The sequence below is a fragment of the Kribbella qitaiheensis genome (assembly GCF_042657745.1).
GTDB lineage: Bacteria > Actinomycetota > Actinomycetes > Propionibacteriales > Kribbellaceae > Kribbella > Kribbella qitaiheensis.
This window is the reverse complement of the sequence record NZ_JBHSKE010000015.1, coordinates 218882-233669: the sequence shown is the minus strand read 5'-3', so window position 1 is coordinate 233669 and position 14788 is coordinate 218882. Positions and strand designations below refer to the sequence as shown.

13 protein-coding genes are annotated in these 14788 nt (G+C 68.6%); 2 read left to right on the top strand and 11 right to left on the bottom strand.

Annotated features, from left to right (window positions below):
* Positions 1 to 5: 5 nt before the first annotated feature.
* The gene (locus ACFPJ1_RS15085) at positions 6 to 1280 is read left to right on the top strand and encodes an MGH1-like glycoside hydrolase domain-containing protein (RefSeq protein WP_380104242.1); all 1275 of its coding nucleotides are present in this window, start codon (positions 6 to 8) and stop codon (positions 1278 to 1280) included.
* On the opposite strand, the gene ACFPJ1_RS15080 is transcribed toward ACFPJ1_RS15085, so the two are convergent.
* The 6 genes from ACFPJ1_RS15080 to ACFPJ1_RS15055 all read right to left on the bottom strand — a co-directional run bounded on the left by ACFPJ1_RS15080 (position 1271) and on the right by ACFPJ1_RS15055 (position 6414).
* Positions 1271 to 1552: a hypothetical protein gene (locus tag ACFPJ1_RS15080; protein ID WP_380104241.1), complete on the bottom strand. Its 282-nt coding sequence runs from the start codon at positions 1550 to 1552 to the stop codon at positions 1271 to 1273. The genes ACFPJ1_RS15085 and ACFPJ1_RS15080 overlap by 10 nt on opposite strands.
* On the bottom strand, positions 1549 to 3138 hold the full coding sequence (gene cimA / locus ACFPJ1_RS15075; protein WP_380104240.1) for a citramalate synthase: 1590 nt from the start codon (positions 3136 to 3138) through the stop codon (positions 1549 to 1551). Before cimA ends, ACFPJ1_RS15080 begins: the two co-directional genes overlap by 4 nt.
* Positions 3139 to 3434: 296 nt before the next feature.
* Positions 3435 to 3833, bottom strand: coding sequence for a hypothetical protein (locus tag ACFPJ1_RS15070; protein ID WP_380104239.1), 399 nt, complete (start codon positions 3831 to 3833; stop codon positions 3435 to 3437).
* Between the two features lie 149 nt (positions 3834 to 3982).
* Positions 3983 to 5074: a branched-chain amino acid aminotransferase gene (locus ACFPJ1_RS15065; protein ID WP_380104238.1), complete on the bottom strand. Its 1092-nt coding sequence runs from the start codon at positions 5072 to 5074 to the stop codon at positions 3983 to 3985.
* Between the two features lie 126 nt (positions 5075 to 5200).
* Positions 5201 to 6265 carry a 3-isopropylmalate dehydrogenase gene (locus ACFPJ1_RS15060; RefSeq protein ID WP_380104237.1) on the bottom strand — a complete coding sequence of 355 codons (1065 nt, stop codon included), beginning with the start codon at positions 6263 to 6265 and terminating at the stop codon, positions 5201 to 5203.
* Positions 6262 to 6414, bottom strand: a complete 153-nt coding sequence (locus ACFPJ1_RS15055; protein ID WP_199234912.1) for a hypothetical protein — start codon at positions 6412 to 6414, stop codon at positions 6262 to 6264. Before ACFPJ1_RS15055 ends, ACFPJ1_RS15060 begins: the two co-directional genes overlap by 4 nt.
* Positions 6415 to 6668: 254 nt before the next feature.
* On the opposite strand from ACFPJ1_RS15055, the gene ACFPJ1_RS15050 reads away from it, so the two are divergent.
* Positions 6669 to 7235 (top strand): O-methyltransferase, encoded by a 567-nt coding sequence (locus ACFPJ1_RS15050; RefSeq protein WP_380104236.1) that lies wholly within the window; start codon positions 6669 to 6671, stop codon positions 7233 to 7235.
* Between the two features lie 607 nt (positions 7236 to 7842).
* On the opposite strand, the gene serA is transcribed toward ACFPJ1_RS15050, so the two are convergent.
* The 5 genes from serA to ACFPJ1_RS15025 all read right to left on the bottom strand — a co-directional run bounded on the left by serA (position 7843) and on the right by ACFPJ1_RS15025 (position 14698).
* Positions 7843 to 9441 carry a phosphoglycerate dehydrogenase gene (serA, locus tag ACFPJ1_RS15045; protein WP_380104235.1) on the bottom strand — a complete coding sequence of 533 codons (1599 nt, stop codon included), beginning with the start codon at positions 9439 to 9441 and terminating at the stop codon, positions 7843 to 7845.
* Between the two features lie 276 nt (positions 9442 to 9717).
* On the bottom strand, positions 9718 to 10932 hold the full coding sequence (locus tag ACFPJ1_RS15040; protein WP_380104234.1) for a S1 family peptidase: 1215 nt from the start codon (positions 10930 to 10932) through the stop codon (positions 9718 to 9720).
* A gap of 135 nt (positions 10933 to 11067) precedes the next feature.
* Positions 11068 to 12087: a ketol-acid reductoisomerase gene (ilvC, locus tag ACFPJ1_RS15035; protein ID WP_132195401.1), complete on the bottom strand. Its 1020-nt coding sequence runs from the start codon at positions 12085 to 12087 to the stop codon at positions 11068 to 11070.
* Positions 12088 to 12207: 120 nt separating this feature from the next.
* Positions 12208 to 12870: an acetolactate synthase small subunit gene (gene ilvN / locus ACFPJ1_RS15030; RefSeq protein WP_465261071.1), complete on the bottom strand. Its 663-nt coding sequence runs from the start codon at positions 12868 to 12870 to the stop codon at positions 12208 to 12210.
* 82 nt (positions 12871 to 12952) lie between these two features.
* Positions 12953 to 14698: an acetolactate synthase large subunit gene (locus ACFPJ1_RS15025; protein ID WP_380104233.1), complete on the bottom strand. Its 1746-nt coding sequence runs from the start codon at positions 14696 to 14698 to the stop codon at positions 12953 to 12955.
* Positions 14699 to 14788: the final 90 nt, after the last annotated feature.

The window sequence follows — 14788 nt, the reverse complement described above, 5'->3', positions numbered from 1 at the left end:
CCCACATGACGATCGAGGAGGCTGATTCTTCGGCCGCGGCCCGGGTCCTGTTCGGCAACTGGACCGGGCGCTCGACCGTGCCGTCGCACTCGCTGTACCCACACCAGTGGAGCTGGGACTCCGCGTTCATCGCGATCGGCCTGCGTCACCTGTCACCGCAGCGGGCGCAGGTCGAACTGGAGTCGCTGTTCGAATCGCAGTGGGCCGACGGCCGGATCCCGCACATCAACTTCTCCCCCTCGGTCCCCCGCGACGCCTACTTCCCCGGTCCCGACTTCTGGCAGGCGAGCACGCCCAGCGGCGTCGAGACGTCCGGGATCGTGCAGCCACCGGTGCATGCGCTCGCCGTCTGGCTCACCCACCAGGCTGACGAGCAGGAGTCCGTACGCCGGAACTTCCTCGCCGGGGCCTACCCGAAGCTCGTTGCCTGGCATGCCTATCTCCACGAACACCGGGATCTCGGCGGCCGCGGGCTGGTCGCGATCGTGCATCCCTGGGAGTCCGGGATGGACAACAGCCCGGCCTGGGATACAGCCCTGGCTCGGGTCGACCCGGCCCCGCCTGGGTCTTTCACCCGGCGCGACACCGACCACGCCAAGGATGCCGACCGCCCGACCGATCTGGACTACGGGCGTTACGTCCAGCTCGCAGCGACGTACCGGGATCACCGGTATGACGATGCCGCGACACCGTTCGCCTTCGCGCTGGAGGACCCGTGCTTCAACGCCTTACTGATCGCTTCGGAGCATGCGCTGGCGTCGATCGCCGCGGTCTTGTCACTCGACCCGGCTCCGCATCTCCAGGCTGCCGCCGAGCTCACCGCAGCCATGGTGAAGGAACTATTTGCTGACGGCATCTTCCGGTCGCGGGACCTGGCCGACGGCGAATTAGTTGCCGCCGACACCATCGCGGGCCTGATCCCGTTGCTGGTCGACGGGTTGCCGGTGGCAACGGAACTGCTTGCCACCGCACGAGGGCCGCGGTTCCGGCTCGGCGAGGTGCGGATGGTGCCGAGCTATGACCTGACGGGTCCCGCATTCGAGCCCGGACGGTACTGGCGTGGTCCGAGCTGGTTCAACACCGCCTGGCTGATCCACCGCGGCCTGGTGGGCCTCGGCCAGGCGGGTCTGGCCGGCGCGCTGCGTACCGACGTACTGGAGTTGGCTGCAGCGACCGACTTCGCCGAGTACGTCGATCCCTACACCGGCGAGGCTCGCGGCGCCCGCAACTTCAGCTGGACAGCCGCGCTGGCTCTGGATCTCGAACGGGGTCAGCTGTAGTTGACCTCGAGGACGCCGACGATCTTGTCGAGGCGGGCGGCGACGCGGCCGGCGTCGAAGCCCGCGCCCTCGACGACGACCCGGAGCGTGCACGTCTCGAGGCACACCTTCAGCTCGCGGACGTCGTACGGGTTCAACTGGACCGCGATCCGGGCCAGCAGCCCGCGGGTCTCGACCACCTGCGCGGTGAAGACGGTGAGCACCCGCTCCGGTACGACGTACTCGGGCGCGGTGTCCGCGGTACGGGGCGCGAGGGTTGCCAGCGCGGTCATCGGGCGACCTCCTTGTGGCGGAGCAGACCGTAGGTGAGCCCGTCGACCAGTGCCTCCCATGAGGCTTCGACGATGTTGTGGCCAACCCCGACGGTGAACCAGGATCCTTCGCCGTCGGCTGTCTCGATCAGGACTCTGATTACCGCATCCGTGCCATGGCCCTGGTCGAGGATCCGGACCTTGTAGTCGACCAGCTCGAACTTGTTTACCACTGGATAGGCCCGCTCGATCGCGGTGCGCAGAGCGTGGTCGAGCGCGTTGACCGGGCCGTTGCCCTCGCCTATGACGATCTCGCGCTCGCCGCCCGCGACCAGCTTCACCGTGGACTCCGACACCGCCTCGCCGTCGGCCCGGGACTCGGTGATCACGCGCCACGACTCGACGTCGAAGAAGCTCGCCCGGCTGCCGGTGACTTCCTCGGTCAGCAGCAGCTCGAACGACGCGTCCGCGGCCTCGAAGGTGTATCCGCGCGACTCCATCTCCTTGACCCGGTCGGTGACCCGGCTGACCAGGTCGCGGTCGTTGCCGAGGTCGAAGCCGAGCTCGCGGCCCTTCAGCTCGACGCTCGCCCGGCCGGCCATCTCGGAGACGAGCATGCGCATGTCGTTGCCCACCAGGGCCGGATCCGTGTGCTGGTAGAGGTCGGGATCCACCTTGATGGCGCTGGCGTGCAGTCCCGCCTTGTGGGCGAAAGCGGACACACCGACGTACGGCTGCCGGGTCGACGGCGGCACGTTCGTCACTTCGGCGATCGCGTGGGCGATCCGGAACGACTCTGCGAGCTTGCCGGGCGGCAGGAGCTCCATGCCGCGTTTGAGCTCGAGGTTGGCGACCACTGCGAGGAGATCCGCGTTGCCGGTGCGCTCGCCGTACCCGTTGATGGTGCCCTGGACGTGCGTGCAGCCGGCCTCGACGGCGGCGATCGAGTTGGCCACCGCGCAGCCGCCGTCGTTGTGGGCGTGGATGCCGAGCCGGGCGCCGGTCGTCTCGAGGACGTCGCGGACGATCTCCTGCAACTCCCTCGGCAGAGTGCCGCCGTTGGTGTCGCAGAGCGCCACGACATCCGCGCCTGCCTCCGCGGCGACACGAACTACCTCCAGGGCATAAGCGCGGTTGGCCCGATAGCCGTCGAAGAAATGCTCGGTGTCGAGGAAAACCCGCTGGCCGTGCTCGCGCAGGTGCTGGACGGTGTCGGCCACCATCTTCAGGTTCTCGTCGAGCGTGGTACGCAAGGCCCGTTCGACATGCGCATCGTGGCTCTTGGCAACCAACGTGACGACCGAGGCCCCGGAGTCGCGCAGCGCGGCCACCTGCTGGTCGTCTGCGGCCGTCGTCTCCGGCTTACGGGTCGCACCGAAGGCCGCGAAGGTCGCGTGCCGCAGGTGCAGTTCGGTCCGCGCCCGTGCGAAGAACTCGGTGTCCTTCGGCACCGCCCCCGGCCAGCCGCCCTCGATGAAGCCGACGCCCAAGTCGTCCAGGTGCTGCGCGATGGCGATCTTGTCGGCCACGGACAGCGCCAGACCCTCCTGCTGCGCGCCGTCGCGCAGAGTGGTGTCGTAGACGTGGAACTCGTCGGATGTACTCACAGGATCGCCTTCCGGTGGGGGCTGGTCTGGCGGTGGTCTGGTCGTGGTCTGGCGGTGTCTGACTCGGGTCGGGCAAACAAAAAACCTCCCGCAAGGTGCGAGAGGTCTGCGCGCTCAGGTGGTGCTTGCTGAGCGCGCCTAGCTAATGATGACCCGGTAGTTCTTCATGACATTTCGCAGTCTGCCACAGGAGTTCCGAGGCATGGCTGATTGTCTCGAAACGCGAACATCCGGTACGCCGACCAGTACTGCCGCGCCCGTCGGAGTCCAGGAATCACCCAGCCCCACGGTGTGGTTCAGGCGGTCAGGGACCAGCCCGGGTCGTCCCAGGCGGTGTAGAAGTCCTCGCGGCTCAACGGGCGAAGGCCCCACTCGTCCCGGTCCAGCGGCTGGTCGGTGAGCATGCCCTCGTCGTCCTCGAGGCGCTGCCACCAGTACCGGGTGATCGTGCCGTCCTCGGCCGCGCCGAGCTGGCGGACCACTACCCACTCGCGCTCGTGCCAGACCGCCTCGTACAGCCAGTCGGTACCGGCGTCGTCGGCGAGCGCGACGAACGTCCGAGGCGCGGTCCCCCGGTCGAGATCCCTGATCAGCTCCACCGTCGACCGGATCGCGCGCCGGGTCTCAGCCGGCCAGTCGCGCCTCTCCGCGAGCTCCGCGTAGTAAACCTCGACATCCTCCGGGAAGCTGCTCATACCCTCGCCCTCAGTCGGAAACGTTGCCTCGACCCTATCCACTCAGCAACCGGCACACGCCGAGCACACCTGAGAACATCCTGTGAATCATGACGTCCGAAGAACCCGAGAAACGGGTCTCGGGTTCTTCGGACGTAACTGCCTCAGGATCAGCAGATCTTGGTCATCCAGTTGTGCGGGTCGGCGGCGCGCCCGTACTGGACGTCGAGCAGAGCCGTGCGGACGGCGCTGGTGACGGGGCCACCGTTGCCGTCGGCCACCTGCACCTCGCCGCCGTTCCACTTCAGCGAGGCGACCGGGGTGATCACCGCGGCCGTGCCACAGGCGAACACCTCGCGGATCTTGCCGGAGGCGGCACCGTCGCGCCACTCGTCGATCGAGATCTTCCGCTCGGTCACGGTATAGCCGAGATCGGTGACCAGCTTCAGGATCGAGTCGCGGGTGATCCCCTCGAGGATCGTGCCGGACAGCTCGGGCGTGACGACCGAGTTGTCGTCGAGCACGAAGTACAGGTTCATCCCGCCGAGCTCTTCGATCCACTTCTTCTCGACCGCGTCGAGGAAGGCGACCTGGTCACAGCCCTCCTCGGTGGCCTCGGCCTGGGCGACTAGTGACGAGGCGTAGTTGCCGCCCGTCTTCGCCGCTCCGGTGCCACCAGGGGCCGCGCGGGTGTACTCCTCGCTCAGCCAGATCCGTACCGGCTTGACGCCCTTGGCGAAGTACGAGCCGGCCGGCGACGTGATCGCGCAGTACGTGACCTGTGCCGACGGGCGGACGCCGAGGAAGGGGTCGGAGCCGAACATGAAGGGCCGCAGGTACAGCGAGGTCTCGCCACCCCCGGGAACCCAGGCTTTGTCGATCTCGACCAGCTTGCGCAGCGAGTCCAGGAACGCGTCCTCGGGAAGCTCCGGCAGGGCGAGCCGGTGGGCGGACCGGGCGAACCGGGCCGCGTTCGCCTCCGGGCGGAACATGTGGATCGAGTCGTCGGGGTGGCGGTAGGCCTTCATCCCCTCGAAGATCGTCTGGGCGTAGTGGAACACCGAGGTCGCGGGAGACAGCTCCAGCGGTCCGAAGGCGGTGATCCTCGCGTCGTGCCAGCCGTTCTCCTTGTCCCAGGTGGCGATCGCCATGTGGTCGGAGAAATACTGCCCGAACCCCGGGTTTGCCAGGATCTGGGCGCGCTGGTCGTCGCTGGCCGGTTGGGTGTTTGGCTCAACGGTGAACTGCAGATCGGCGCTCATGCCTGCACCTCGCTAGCGCTCGGTTCTGGCATGAGCGCGGAGGCGGCAGTTCTGTTTGTTCGCTCGCTACGCTCACTCATAGCCGCACCGTACCTCTTGCCGAAGTGGTCATGCGAGCCTCCACTTTCAGCCGGCGGCGCGCTTGGCGATCGCATCACCGATCTCCGCGGTGGTCCGCGCGTGACCGGTGCGCTCCTCGATATCGGCCGTCACCGCGGCCTCGATCGCGGCCGCCGCCTCGGTCAGTCCGAGGTGGTCGCAGAGCAGCGCGGTGGACAGGATCGCCGCCGTCGGGTCGGCTTTCTGCTGACCGGCGATGTCCGGAGCGGAGCCGTGCACTGGCTCGAACATGCTCGGCGCGATCCGGTCCGGGTTGATGTTGCCGCTCGCGGCCAGCCCGATGCCACCGCTGATCGCGGCGGCCAGGTCGGTGATGATGTCGCCGAACAGGTTGTCGGTGACGATCACGTCGAACCGGGCCGGGTCGGTGACCATGAAGATCGTCGCCGCGTCCACGTGCAGGTAGTCCACGGTGATGTCGGGGAACTCGGTCGCGACCGCGTCCACGGTCCGCTTCCACAGGTGACCCGCGTACACGAGCACGTTGTTCTTGTGGACGAGCGTCAGCTTCTTGCGGGGCCGCGCCTGCGCCCGGGCGAACGCGTCGCGCACGACCCGCTCCACGCCGTACGCCGTGTTGACCGAGACCTCGGTGGCGATCTCCGCCGGAGTACCGACGCGCAGGGCGCCGCCGTTGCCGACGTACGGGCCCTCGGTGCCCTCGCGGACGACGACGAAGTCGACCTCGCCCGGGTTCGCCAGCGGCGAGCCGACCGAGGGGTAGATCTTCGACGGGCGGAGGTTCACGTAGTGATCCAGCGCGAAGCGGAGCTTCAGCAGCAGGCCGCGCTCGAGCACGCCGGACGGGACGGTCGGGTCGCCGACGGCGCCGAGCAGGATCGCGTCGTGCTTGCGGATCTCCTCGAGCTCGGCGTCCGGCAGCGTCTCGCCGGTGGCGTGCCAGCGCTTCGCACCCAGGTCGTACTCCGTGCGCTCGAAGGTGACGCCGTAGTTCGCACTGACCGCGTCGAGAACCTTCAGGGCCTCCACCGTGACCTCGGGTCCGATCCCGTCGCCACCGACCACCGCGAGCGTGAAGGTCGTCTTCGTGGCGTGCTGTTGCGTGCTCACTTCTTGGGTTCTCCCCCGTTGTCGCGGCGGTTCATGGCCTCTTGGACTGGCTGGTTGTCGGCCTGACGCGGGGCGGGGCGGCGACGGCGGGCGGCTTTGCGCTCGCGTCCGTCGACGACCTTCCAGGTGGCCGGATACATGTCGTACATGCTGCTCTCCCGTTGAACTCGCTGTCGAGAAACGGCCGACGGTGGCGCTACCGGGCGGGAGGTACGCCGGAACCCGCGCCGGGGGGTCGGCCTTAGCGAATCCCGGCGCGGCAGCAAATAAGGCGTACCGCGAACTGCATGATGGGGACGAAGATACTCTGACGTCCGACTAATTCGCCACCATGCGGTCACCATGTCCCGGAATGTGAGATGCCAGTGACACCGCTGGCCCGATGCTGTGCAACTCTCAACCGGTGAGCGCTCCCCCTGAACTACCGCCGCTGGTTTCCGCGGCACTCAGCCTGTCCGGCCGGCGCGGATTCGTCAGCGCGACCCGGAACGAGACCGGCCGGCTGCTTGCCACTCTGGCGGCTTCCCGCACCGGAACTCTCGGAGAGGTCGGCACTGGTTGCGGCGTCGGCTCGGCCTGGCTGCGGCACGGAGCCACCGACAGCACGAAGATCGTCACGGCCGAGAGCGACCCGCAACTGGCCAAGGTGGTGGCCGACCTGTTCGCGGACGACGGCCGCATCGAGGTACTCGCGGCGGACTGGACGGCACTGATCGAGCGTGGCCCGTTCTCCCTGCTGTTCGTCGACGCCCGCGAGGCAAAACTCTCCGCCCGCGACGTCATCGCCGAAGCGGTCGAACCCGGCGGCTTCGTAGTACTGGACGACTTCACCCCATCGATGGTCTGGCCCCCGATGTACGAGGGCCGCGTCGACACCCTCCGCCAGGAATGGCTCCAGGACAAACGCTTCACCACCGTCGAGGTAATGGTCGCCCCCGACGCCGCAGTACTCCTAGCCACCAAGCGCTAAGTACTCCGCCGCCCACGCGGTCTCCGCCGTCGCCTGGCTCCCTCCAGCTACGGCGCTCCCCCGTCGCCCCAGCGCCGCCATTTGCCGAACGTCACCCAGGTGGCTCGGAGAGCAAGGACATGGATTTCTCGCCTCGCCGCCTGGGCGGATGCAACTGGGGCAACTGGCAATCGCTGCGGTTCGGGCGAATGGCGTACGGAAGGACAGGAACAGCAGCGTTCTGTCTGCGCCCCCGACTGCCTCGGTGAGCGTGGACGGTGACGTCGCGAGCGACATCTACCTGTCGTTCGGTACAGCCGGGCCGGAACACCAGCTCAGACGGGGACGGTTAGCGAACCGGCTGCCACACACCTTCTGCTTTCATTCGCCTGAGACTGCAGGACCAACTGCGGCGGAAGGGGCGAATGGAAGCTACGGATGGCTGCCCACCAACGGTCAGCCGCCGTGCGACAACGCGGTACAAGAAAGGTGGGCCCGAGCGCGCTCCCGGTGGGAGGGCTCGGGCCCTGGCCGGCCGCCATGCGCCTGCGGGCGGCAGGCCGGTCCTTTCCCAGTCTGACCGAACCCCCGGGCCCCCGGGCCGACCACTCACCCAGGGGAGTTGCGGTCAGGCCTCGAGGTCGACCGTGCGGGCCGTGTCCGCCTGGACCACGGTGGCGATGTCGTCGAGAACGGCCGGGCTGATGCTGGAGTCGACGCTCAGCGCGACCAGCGCCTTGCCGCCCTTGCGGTCCCGGCTGACCTGCATGCCGGCGATGTTGATGTCGGACTCGCCGAGGATCCGCCCGACCGCACCGACGATGCCCGGCCGGTCCTCGTAGCTGAGGAAGGCCAGGTGCGCCGCAAGCTCGATCTCAAGGTCGAACCCGTCGATCTCGACCAGCCGCTCGGACTGCTTGACGCCGACCAGCGTGCCGGATACCGACACCTGCCCGCCGTCGGCGAGGGTGCCGCGCAGGGTGATCAGGTTCCGGTGCTCCGGGCTGTCGTGGTCAGTCACCAGCCGAACTTCGAGACCACGTTCGGCCGCGAGCAGCGGCGCGTTCACGTAGGAGACGTTGTCCTCGACGACGTCCGCGAACACGCCCTTCAGCGCGGCCAGCTCGAGCACCTTCACGTCGTACTGCGTGATCTCGCCGCGGACCTCGACGTCGAGCTGCTGGGCGACGCCACCGGCCAGCGCGGTGAAGATCCGGCCGAGCTTCTCGGTCAGGGAGATCCCCGGCCGGACGTCCTCGGCGATCACGCCGCCCTGGACGTTGACCGCGTCCGGGACCAGCTCGCCGGACAGCGCGAGGCGGACGGACTTGGCGACGGCGATCCCGGCCTTCTCCTGCGCCTCGTCGGTGGACGCGCCCAGGTGCGGAGTGGCGACGACGTTCTCGAACTCGAACAGCGGGGAGTCGGTGCAGGGCTCCTTGGCGAACACGTCCAGCCCGGCCGCGGCCACCCGGCCTTCCTTCAAAGCACTGTAGAGAGCCTGCTCGTCGACGATGCCGCCGCGGGCGGCATTCACGATGATGACCTCGGGCTTCACCTTGTGCAGCTGCTCGTCGCCGATCAGGCCGATCGTCTCCGGCGTCTTCGGCAGGTGCACGGAGATGAAGTCGCTGGCGGCCAGCAGCTCGTCCAGGGAGGCGAGCCGGACGCCCATCTGCGCGGCGCGGCCGGCCTGCACGTACGGGTCGTAGGCGATCACGTTCATGCCGAAGGCGGCCAGCCGCTGCGCGACCAGGACACCGATCTTGCCCAGGCCGACGATGCCGACGGTCTTCTCGAACAGCTCGACGCCGGAGTACTTGCTGCGCTTCCACTCGCCGTTCTTCAGCGACAGGTCGGCGGCCGGCACCCGGCGGGCGGCGGCCAGCAGCAGCGCGACGGCGAGCTCGGCGGCGCTGACGATGTTGGAGGTCGGCGCGTTGACGACCATCACGCCGGCCTGGGTGGCGGCCTTCACGTCGACGTTGTCGAGGCCGACGCCGGCGCGGGCGACGACCTTGAGCTTCTTGGCGGCGGCGAGCGCCTCGGCGTCCACCTTGGTGGCGGAGCGGATCAGGATCGCGTCGACGTCGGCGATGGCCGGGATCAGCTCGGCGCGGTCGGCGCCGTTGATCTGCCGGATCTCGAAGTCGGGGCCGAGCGCCTCGACGGTGGCCGGGGACAGTTCTTCGGCGATCAGGACGACAGGTCGGGCTGCGACAGTCATGGAGATATCTCCTGCAGAAGCGGTAGGGGCTCGTAGAGTCAGAGCACCGCGCTGTGCCCGCTGCACCCGATGGTACCCCGTCCCGGTTCCACCCGTCCGCCCGGCCACCATCCGGCACGCCCTCGCGCCGTGCATCCCGTGCGCCGTTCCGCCATGCATCCGGTACGCCGTGCGCCGTCCATCCCGCGCACCGCTCCGCCGTGCATCCGGTACGCCGTACCGCCGTGGTCCGGGCGTCCGCCGAGCCCGGACCGCGCGTGGCTCGAGGGGCCGGGGTCAGTCGGAGTCGCAGTTCTGCGGTTCACTCACCTGCCGGGACAGGTCGACGCGGAGGCGGCCTCCTTCGCGAACCAACTGGTACCGGTTGTCGAGCCGGTTGCAGGTCTGCCCGGCGGCGCCGTTGCTGTTCGGCGAGAAGAGCACGGTGAAGGTCATCCGGACGTTCGCGCCGCTGACGCCGTTGCGGGTCACCTCGATGATCCTCGCCCCGAACATGAACGACGTCTCATGCCGGTCCATGTCCTGCTTCTCGGTCATCTTGCCCGCGAGCCTCGTCGAGTAGAGCGTCCGGATCCCGCGGAAGTCGTGCTTGTTCATGGCCGTCAGGTAGCCCCTGAGCACGGCCAGGGACTCCCCGGCCAAGGCTGTGTTCGCGACCACCAGATCCGGGGTCATCGTGATCTGCGGCCCACGCGCCCGCTGGCAACTGCCATCCAGCTCCGGCGTGATCCCCTCCGCGCCGGAGCCGGAGTACTGGCGAAGCCGAGCGAGCGGCACGACCGTGGCGTCGGCGACCGTGTTCCCGGTGATCAGGCCGACGACCTGGCCTGACTTGTCGAGCACAGGTGAACCCAGCTTGGTGGGGTTGAGCACCGACGGGAGCGGCCGCGGCTCCTTCGTCGTACCGACTGGCTGGATCGTCTGGCGTCCTGCCGCGATGAAACCGAGGACTGCGAGTTCTGCTCGCGGTGCAGGCTCCTCCTGCGCCAGGGTGGCGGCGCGGTCGTCCAGCCTGCCGATCATCCGGAGCAGCGCGACCCCGTCGGCGCTGGTGCCGAGCGCATTGGCTCGGCGTACGCGGCCGTCGGCTGTGAGGAAGGCGACGGACATCGGCTGCTTGATCGCCGAGGCCGCGGTGAGGATCAGGCCGTCCGCCAGCAGCACGCCGGTCGATTCACCGGTCCCCTCGCAGGTCGTCGCGAACACCCGGACGACGCTGGGACCGGCGAGCTCGAGCACCTCGGCGGTGTCCAGCCGCAGGCTGTCTTCGCGGATCAGCCAGCCGGCTCCCGCGCCAACCACCAGCGCGAACACGATCAGCGGGATCAGGAACCGCCACCGCAGTCTCGGCGGCAGCGGCGGCTCGGACGACGGCACCGGTGTGGGCGCCTGGATCGACGTCAGCTGGGCGGTCATCCCGGAGGGGACGCGTCGCGGTGGCTTCGGCAGCTCACGCCTGCCGTCCTCCACCATTGTCTGCCCCCTGCTCACCCGCCCGGATCCCGTTCGTCACCGATTGTGTCAAACAAACGGACAACGTCCGGGCCACCGAGGCGGTGACCCGGACGTTTTCGTCCAGCCGGTACTGCGCTCAGGCGGTCATCTTGCGCCCGGCCGGTCCTGCGATCAGCGGGCGGAGGTGCCCTCCACGTAGTCGTCGTCGTGCGACTTGACCCAGGCCATCAGGGAGCGGAGGTCCTTGCCGACGGCTTCGATCGGGTGCTCCTCGCTCTTCTTCCGGAAGGCGGCGAACTCCGGCGCGCCGGCGTCCTGGTCGGCGATGAAGCGGGCCGCGAAGGTGCCGTCGGTGATGTCGCCGAGGACCTCCTTCATCCGCTGCTTCACCGAGGCGTCGATGATCCGCGGGCCGGACACGTAGTCGCCGTACTCGGCGGTGTCGGACACGGACCAGCGCTGCTTGGCGATGCCGCCTTCGTAGATCAGGTCGACGATCAGCTTCAGCTCGTGCAGGCACTCGAAGTACGCGACCTCGGGCTGGTAGCCGGCCTCGGTCAGCACCTCGAAGCCGGACTGGATCAGCGCGGAGACGCCGCCGCACAGCACGGCCTGCTCGCCGAACAGGTCGGTCTCGGTCTCCTCGGTGAAGGTGGTCTTGATCCCGCCGGCGCGGAGGCCGCCGATGCCCTTGGCGTAGGACAGCGCGAGCTCCCAGGCCTTGCCGGTCGGGTCCTGCTCGACAGCGACGAGCACCGGCACGCCGCGACCCTCGCTGAACTCACGACGGACCAGATGTCCCGGGCCCTTCGGCGCGACCATGAAGACGTCGACGCCCGCCGGGGGCTTGATGTAGCCGAACCGGATGTTGAAGCCGTGACCGAAGACGAGCGCGTCGCCGTCGACCAGGTTCGGCTCGATCGCCTCCTTGTAGAGGGAACGCTGGGCCGGGTCCGGAGCCAGCACGACGATCACGTCGGCCTCCTCGCAGGCCTCGAACGGGGTCAGTACCCGCAGGCCCTGGGCCTCTGCCTTGGCGCGGCTCTTCGAGCCCTCCGGCAGACCGACCCGGACGTCGACGCCGGAGTCGCGCAGGGACAGCGCGTGGGCGTGGCCCTGGCTGCCGAAGCCGAGCACGGCCACGTTGCGGCCCTGGATCACCGACAGGTCGGCGTTGTCGTCGTAGAACATTTCTGCTGCCACTGGGAGCTCGTCTCCTTGATTTTCTCGAGAGGGGTCGACTGACGATCGGTACGTCGGTGCCGGCCTGGGTGGTTCGCCCTGACCCTGGCGGGCCGGGGTGGTTCGCCGTCAGCCCTGGCGGGCGGGAGCGGCGGGGCGGTGACCCGGCGGCGGCGCCGGCACCGGGTGGGACACTGGGTTGGCCCCGTTCGCGGCGGCCTGGCCGGCGGGCCGGGCCTGGATCGCGGGGGCACCCGTCGCCACGTGCGGCGGCGGGACCGGGACGGGGCGCAGGGTGCGGTCGGAGATGGAGCGGCTGCCCCGACCGATCGCGACCATGCCGGACTGGACCAGCTCGCGGACGCCGAAGGGTTCCAGCACCCGGAGCATGGCCTCGAGCTTCTCGGGATTGCCGGTCGCCTCGATGGTGATCGCGTCCGGAGCCACGTCGACCACCTTCGCACGGAACAGCTGGACGGTCTCCAGCACCTGCCCCCTGCTCAGGGTGTCCGCCTTCACCTTGACCAGCAGCAGTTCGCGCTGCACGGTCGCGGCGGGCTCCAGCTCGACGATCTTGATCACGTTCACCAGCTTGTTCAGCTGCTTGGTGATCTGCTCCAGCGGCTGCTCGTCCACGCTGACCGCGATGGTCATCCGGGACACCTCGGGGTGCTCGGTCGGACCGACCGCGAGCGAGTCGATGTTGAAGCCGCGCCGCGAGATCAGCGCGGCGACGCGGGCCAGCACACCGTGCTTGTTCTCGACCAGGATCGAAAGAGTGTGTTTGCTCATCGACGTCCTCGCTTCGCTCCGAGCGCCGATGAGGCACAAGTTCGACTGTGTTGGATGGTTCCCTCGCGCTGCTCGGTCATCTCTACAATTCCTCCGAGTCCCAGTTCGGGGCCATGTCGCGGGCGATCTGGATGTCGTCGTTACTGGTGCCGGCGGCAACCATCGGCCAGACCATCGCGTCGCGGTGCACGACGAAGTCGACCACCACCGGCGCGTCGGTGACCGCCATCGCCTTCTCGATGGTGGCGTCCACGGACTCCTTGTCCGAGCACCGCAGCCCGACGCAGCCCATCGCCTCGGCCAGCTTGGCGAAGTCCGGGATCCGAGCCGAGTGCAGATCGGTGTTGGAGTAACGCTTGTCGTAGAACAGCGTCTGCCACTGCCGGACCATGCCGAGCGACTGGTTGTTGATCACCGCGACCTTGATCGGGATGCCCTCCAGCGCACAGGTGACGAGCTCCTGGTTCGTCATCTGGAAGCAGCCGTCGCCGTCGATCGCCCACACGGTCTTGTCCGGCCGGGCCACCTTGGCGCCCATCGCGGCGGGCACGGAGTACCCCATCGTGCCGAGGCCGCCGGAGTTCAGCCAGTGCAGCGGCTTCTCGAACGGCAGGTAGTGCGCGGCCCACATCTGGTGCTGCCCGACCCCGCTGGTGTAGATCGCGTCCGGGCCGGCGATCTGCCCGATCCGCTGGATCACGTACTGCGGGGAGAGGCTGCCGTCCTCCGGCTCGTCGTACCCGACCGGGTACTTCGCCTTCACCGAGTCCAGCAGGTTGCGCCAGCTGGAGTAGTCCGGGGTGTGAGAGTTCGCGATCTCGGTGGTCAGCGCCGCGATCAGGTCGACGATGACCTCCTTGCAGTCACCCACGATCGGCACGTCGGCGGCGCGGTTCTTGCCGATCTCGGCCGGGTCGATGTCCGCGTGGATCACCTTCGCCTCGGGGGCGAACGAGGAGAGCTTGCCGGTCACCCGGTCGTCGAACCGCGCGCCCAGGCAGATCAGCAGGTCAGACCTCTGGAGTGCGCCGACGGCCGAGACCGAGCCGTGCATGCCGGGCATGCCGAAGTGCAACTCGTGGGTGTCGGGCAGTGCGCCCCGCGCCATCAGAGTGGTGACCACCGGGATGCCGAGCTTCTCGGCGAGCTCCTTCAGCTCGACGTGCGCCTTTGCCCGGATCACGCCGCCCCCCACGTACAGGACAGGCTTCTCGGCGGCGACGATCAGCCTGGCCGCCTCGCGCACCTGCTTGGGGTGCGGGCGGGTCACCGGGCGGTACCCGGGCAGCGAGAGCTCAGTCGGCCACTGGAAGTCCACCTTGGCCTGCATCGCGTCCTTGGTGACGTCGACGAGCACCGGGCCGGGGCGGCCGGTCGAGGCGATGTAGAACGCCTCGGCGATCGTGCTGGCGATCTCGTTCGGGTCGTTGACCAGGAAGTTGTGCTTGGTGATCGGCATCGTGATGCCGCGGATGTCCGCCTCCTGGAAGGCGTCCGTGCCGATCGCGGCGCTGGCCACCTGGCCGGTGATCGCGACCAGCGGCACCGAGTCCATGTACGCGTCGGCGATCGGCGTCACCAGGTTGGTCGCGCCCGGCCCCGAGGTCGCCATACAGACGCCGGTCTTGCCGGTGGCGGAGGCGTAGCCCTGGGCGGCGTGGCCGGCGCCCTGCTCGTGACGTACCAGGATGTGGCGGATCTGGGTCGAGTCGAGCATCGGGTCGTACGCCGGGAGGATCGCCCCGCCCGGGATGCCGAAGACGGTGTCCACTCCGGCATTTTCCAGTGCGCGGATCAGAGCCTGTGCCCCGGTCAGCTGCTCACTCATGAGTGCCTTCCCTTGTCAGTCACGGTGGTTCTTTTCTCGGGCCGTTCGGCGATCGATCGTCCTCGGCCCTGGGGCCTGCCGGCCGGCTTC

Coding starts and splice junctions, on each gene's coding strand:
- ACFPJ1_RS15085 (WP_380104242.1), top strand. CDS start 6: ATGACGATCGAGGAGGCTGATTCTTCGGCCGCGGCCCGGGTCCTGTTC.
- ACFPJ1_RS15080 (WP_380104241.1), bottom strand. CDS start 1,552: ATGACCGCGCTGGCAACCCTCGCGCCCCGTACCGCGGACACCGCGCCC.
- ACFPJ1_RS15070 (WP_380104239.1), bottom strand. CDS start 3,833: ATGAGCAGCTTCCCGGAGGATGTCGAGGTTTACTACGCGGAGCTCGCG.
- ACFPJ1_RS15065 (WP_380104238.1), bottom strand. CDS start 5,074: ATGAGCGCCGATCTGCAGTTCACCGTTGAGCCAAACACCCAACCGGCC.
- ACFPJ1_RS15055 (WP_199234912.1), bottom strand. CDS start 6,414: ATGTACGACATGTATCCGGCCACCTGGAAGGTCGTCGACGGACGCGAG.
- serA (WP_380104235.1), bottom strand. CDS start 9,441: ATGACTGTCGCAGCCCGACCTGTCGTCCTGATCGCCGAAGAACTGTCC.
- ilvC (WP_132195401.1), bottom strand. CDS start 12,087: ATGTTCTACGACGACAACGCCGACCTGTCGGTGATCCAGGGCCGCAAC.
- ilvN (WP_465261071.1), bottom strand. CDS start 12,870: ATGAGCAAACACACTCTTTCGATCCTGGTCGAGAACAAGCACGGTGTG.
- ACFPJ1_RS15025 (WP_380104233.1), bottom strand. CDS start 14,698: ATGAGTGAGCAGCTGACCGGGGCACAGGCTCTGATCCGCGCACTGGAA.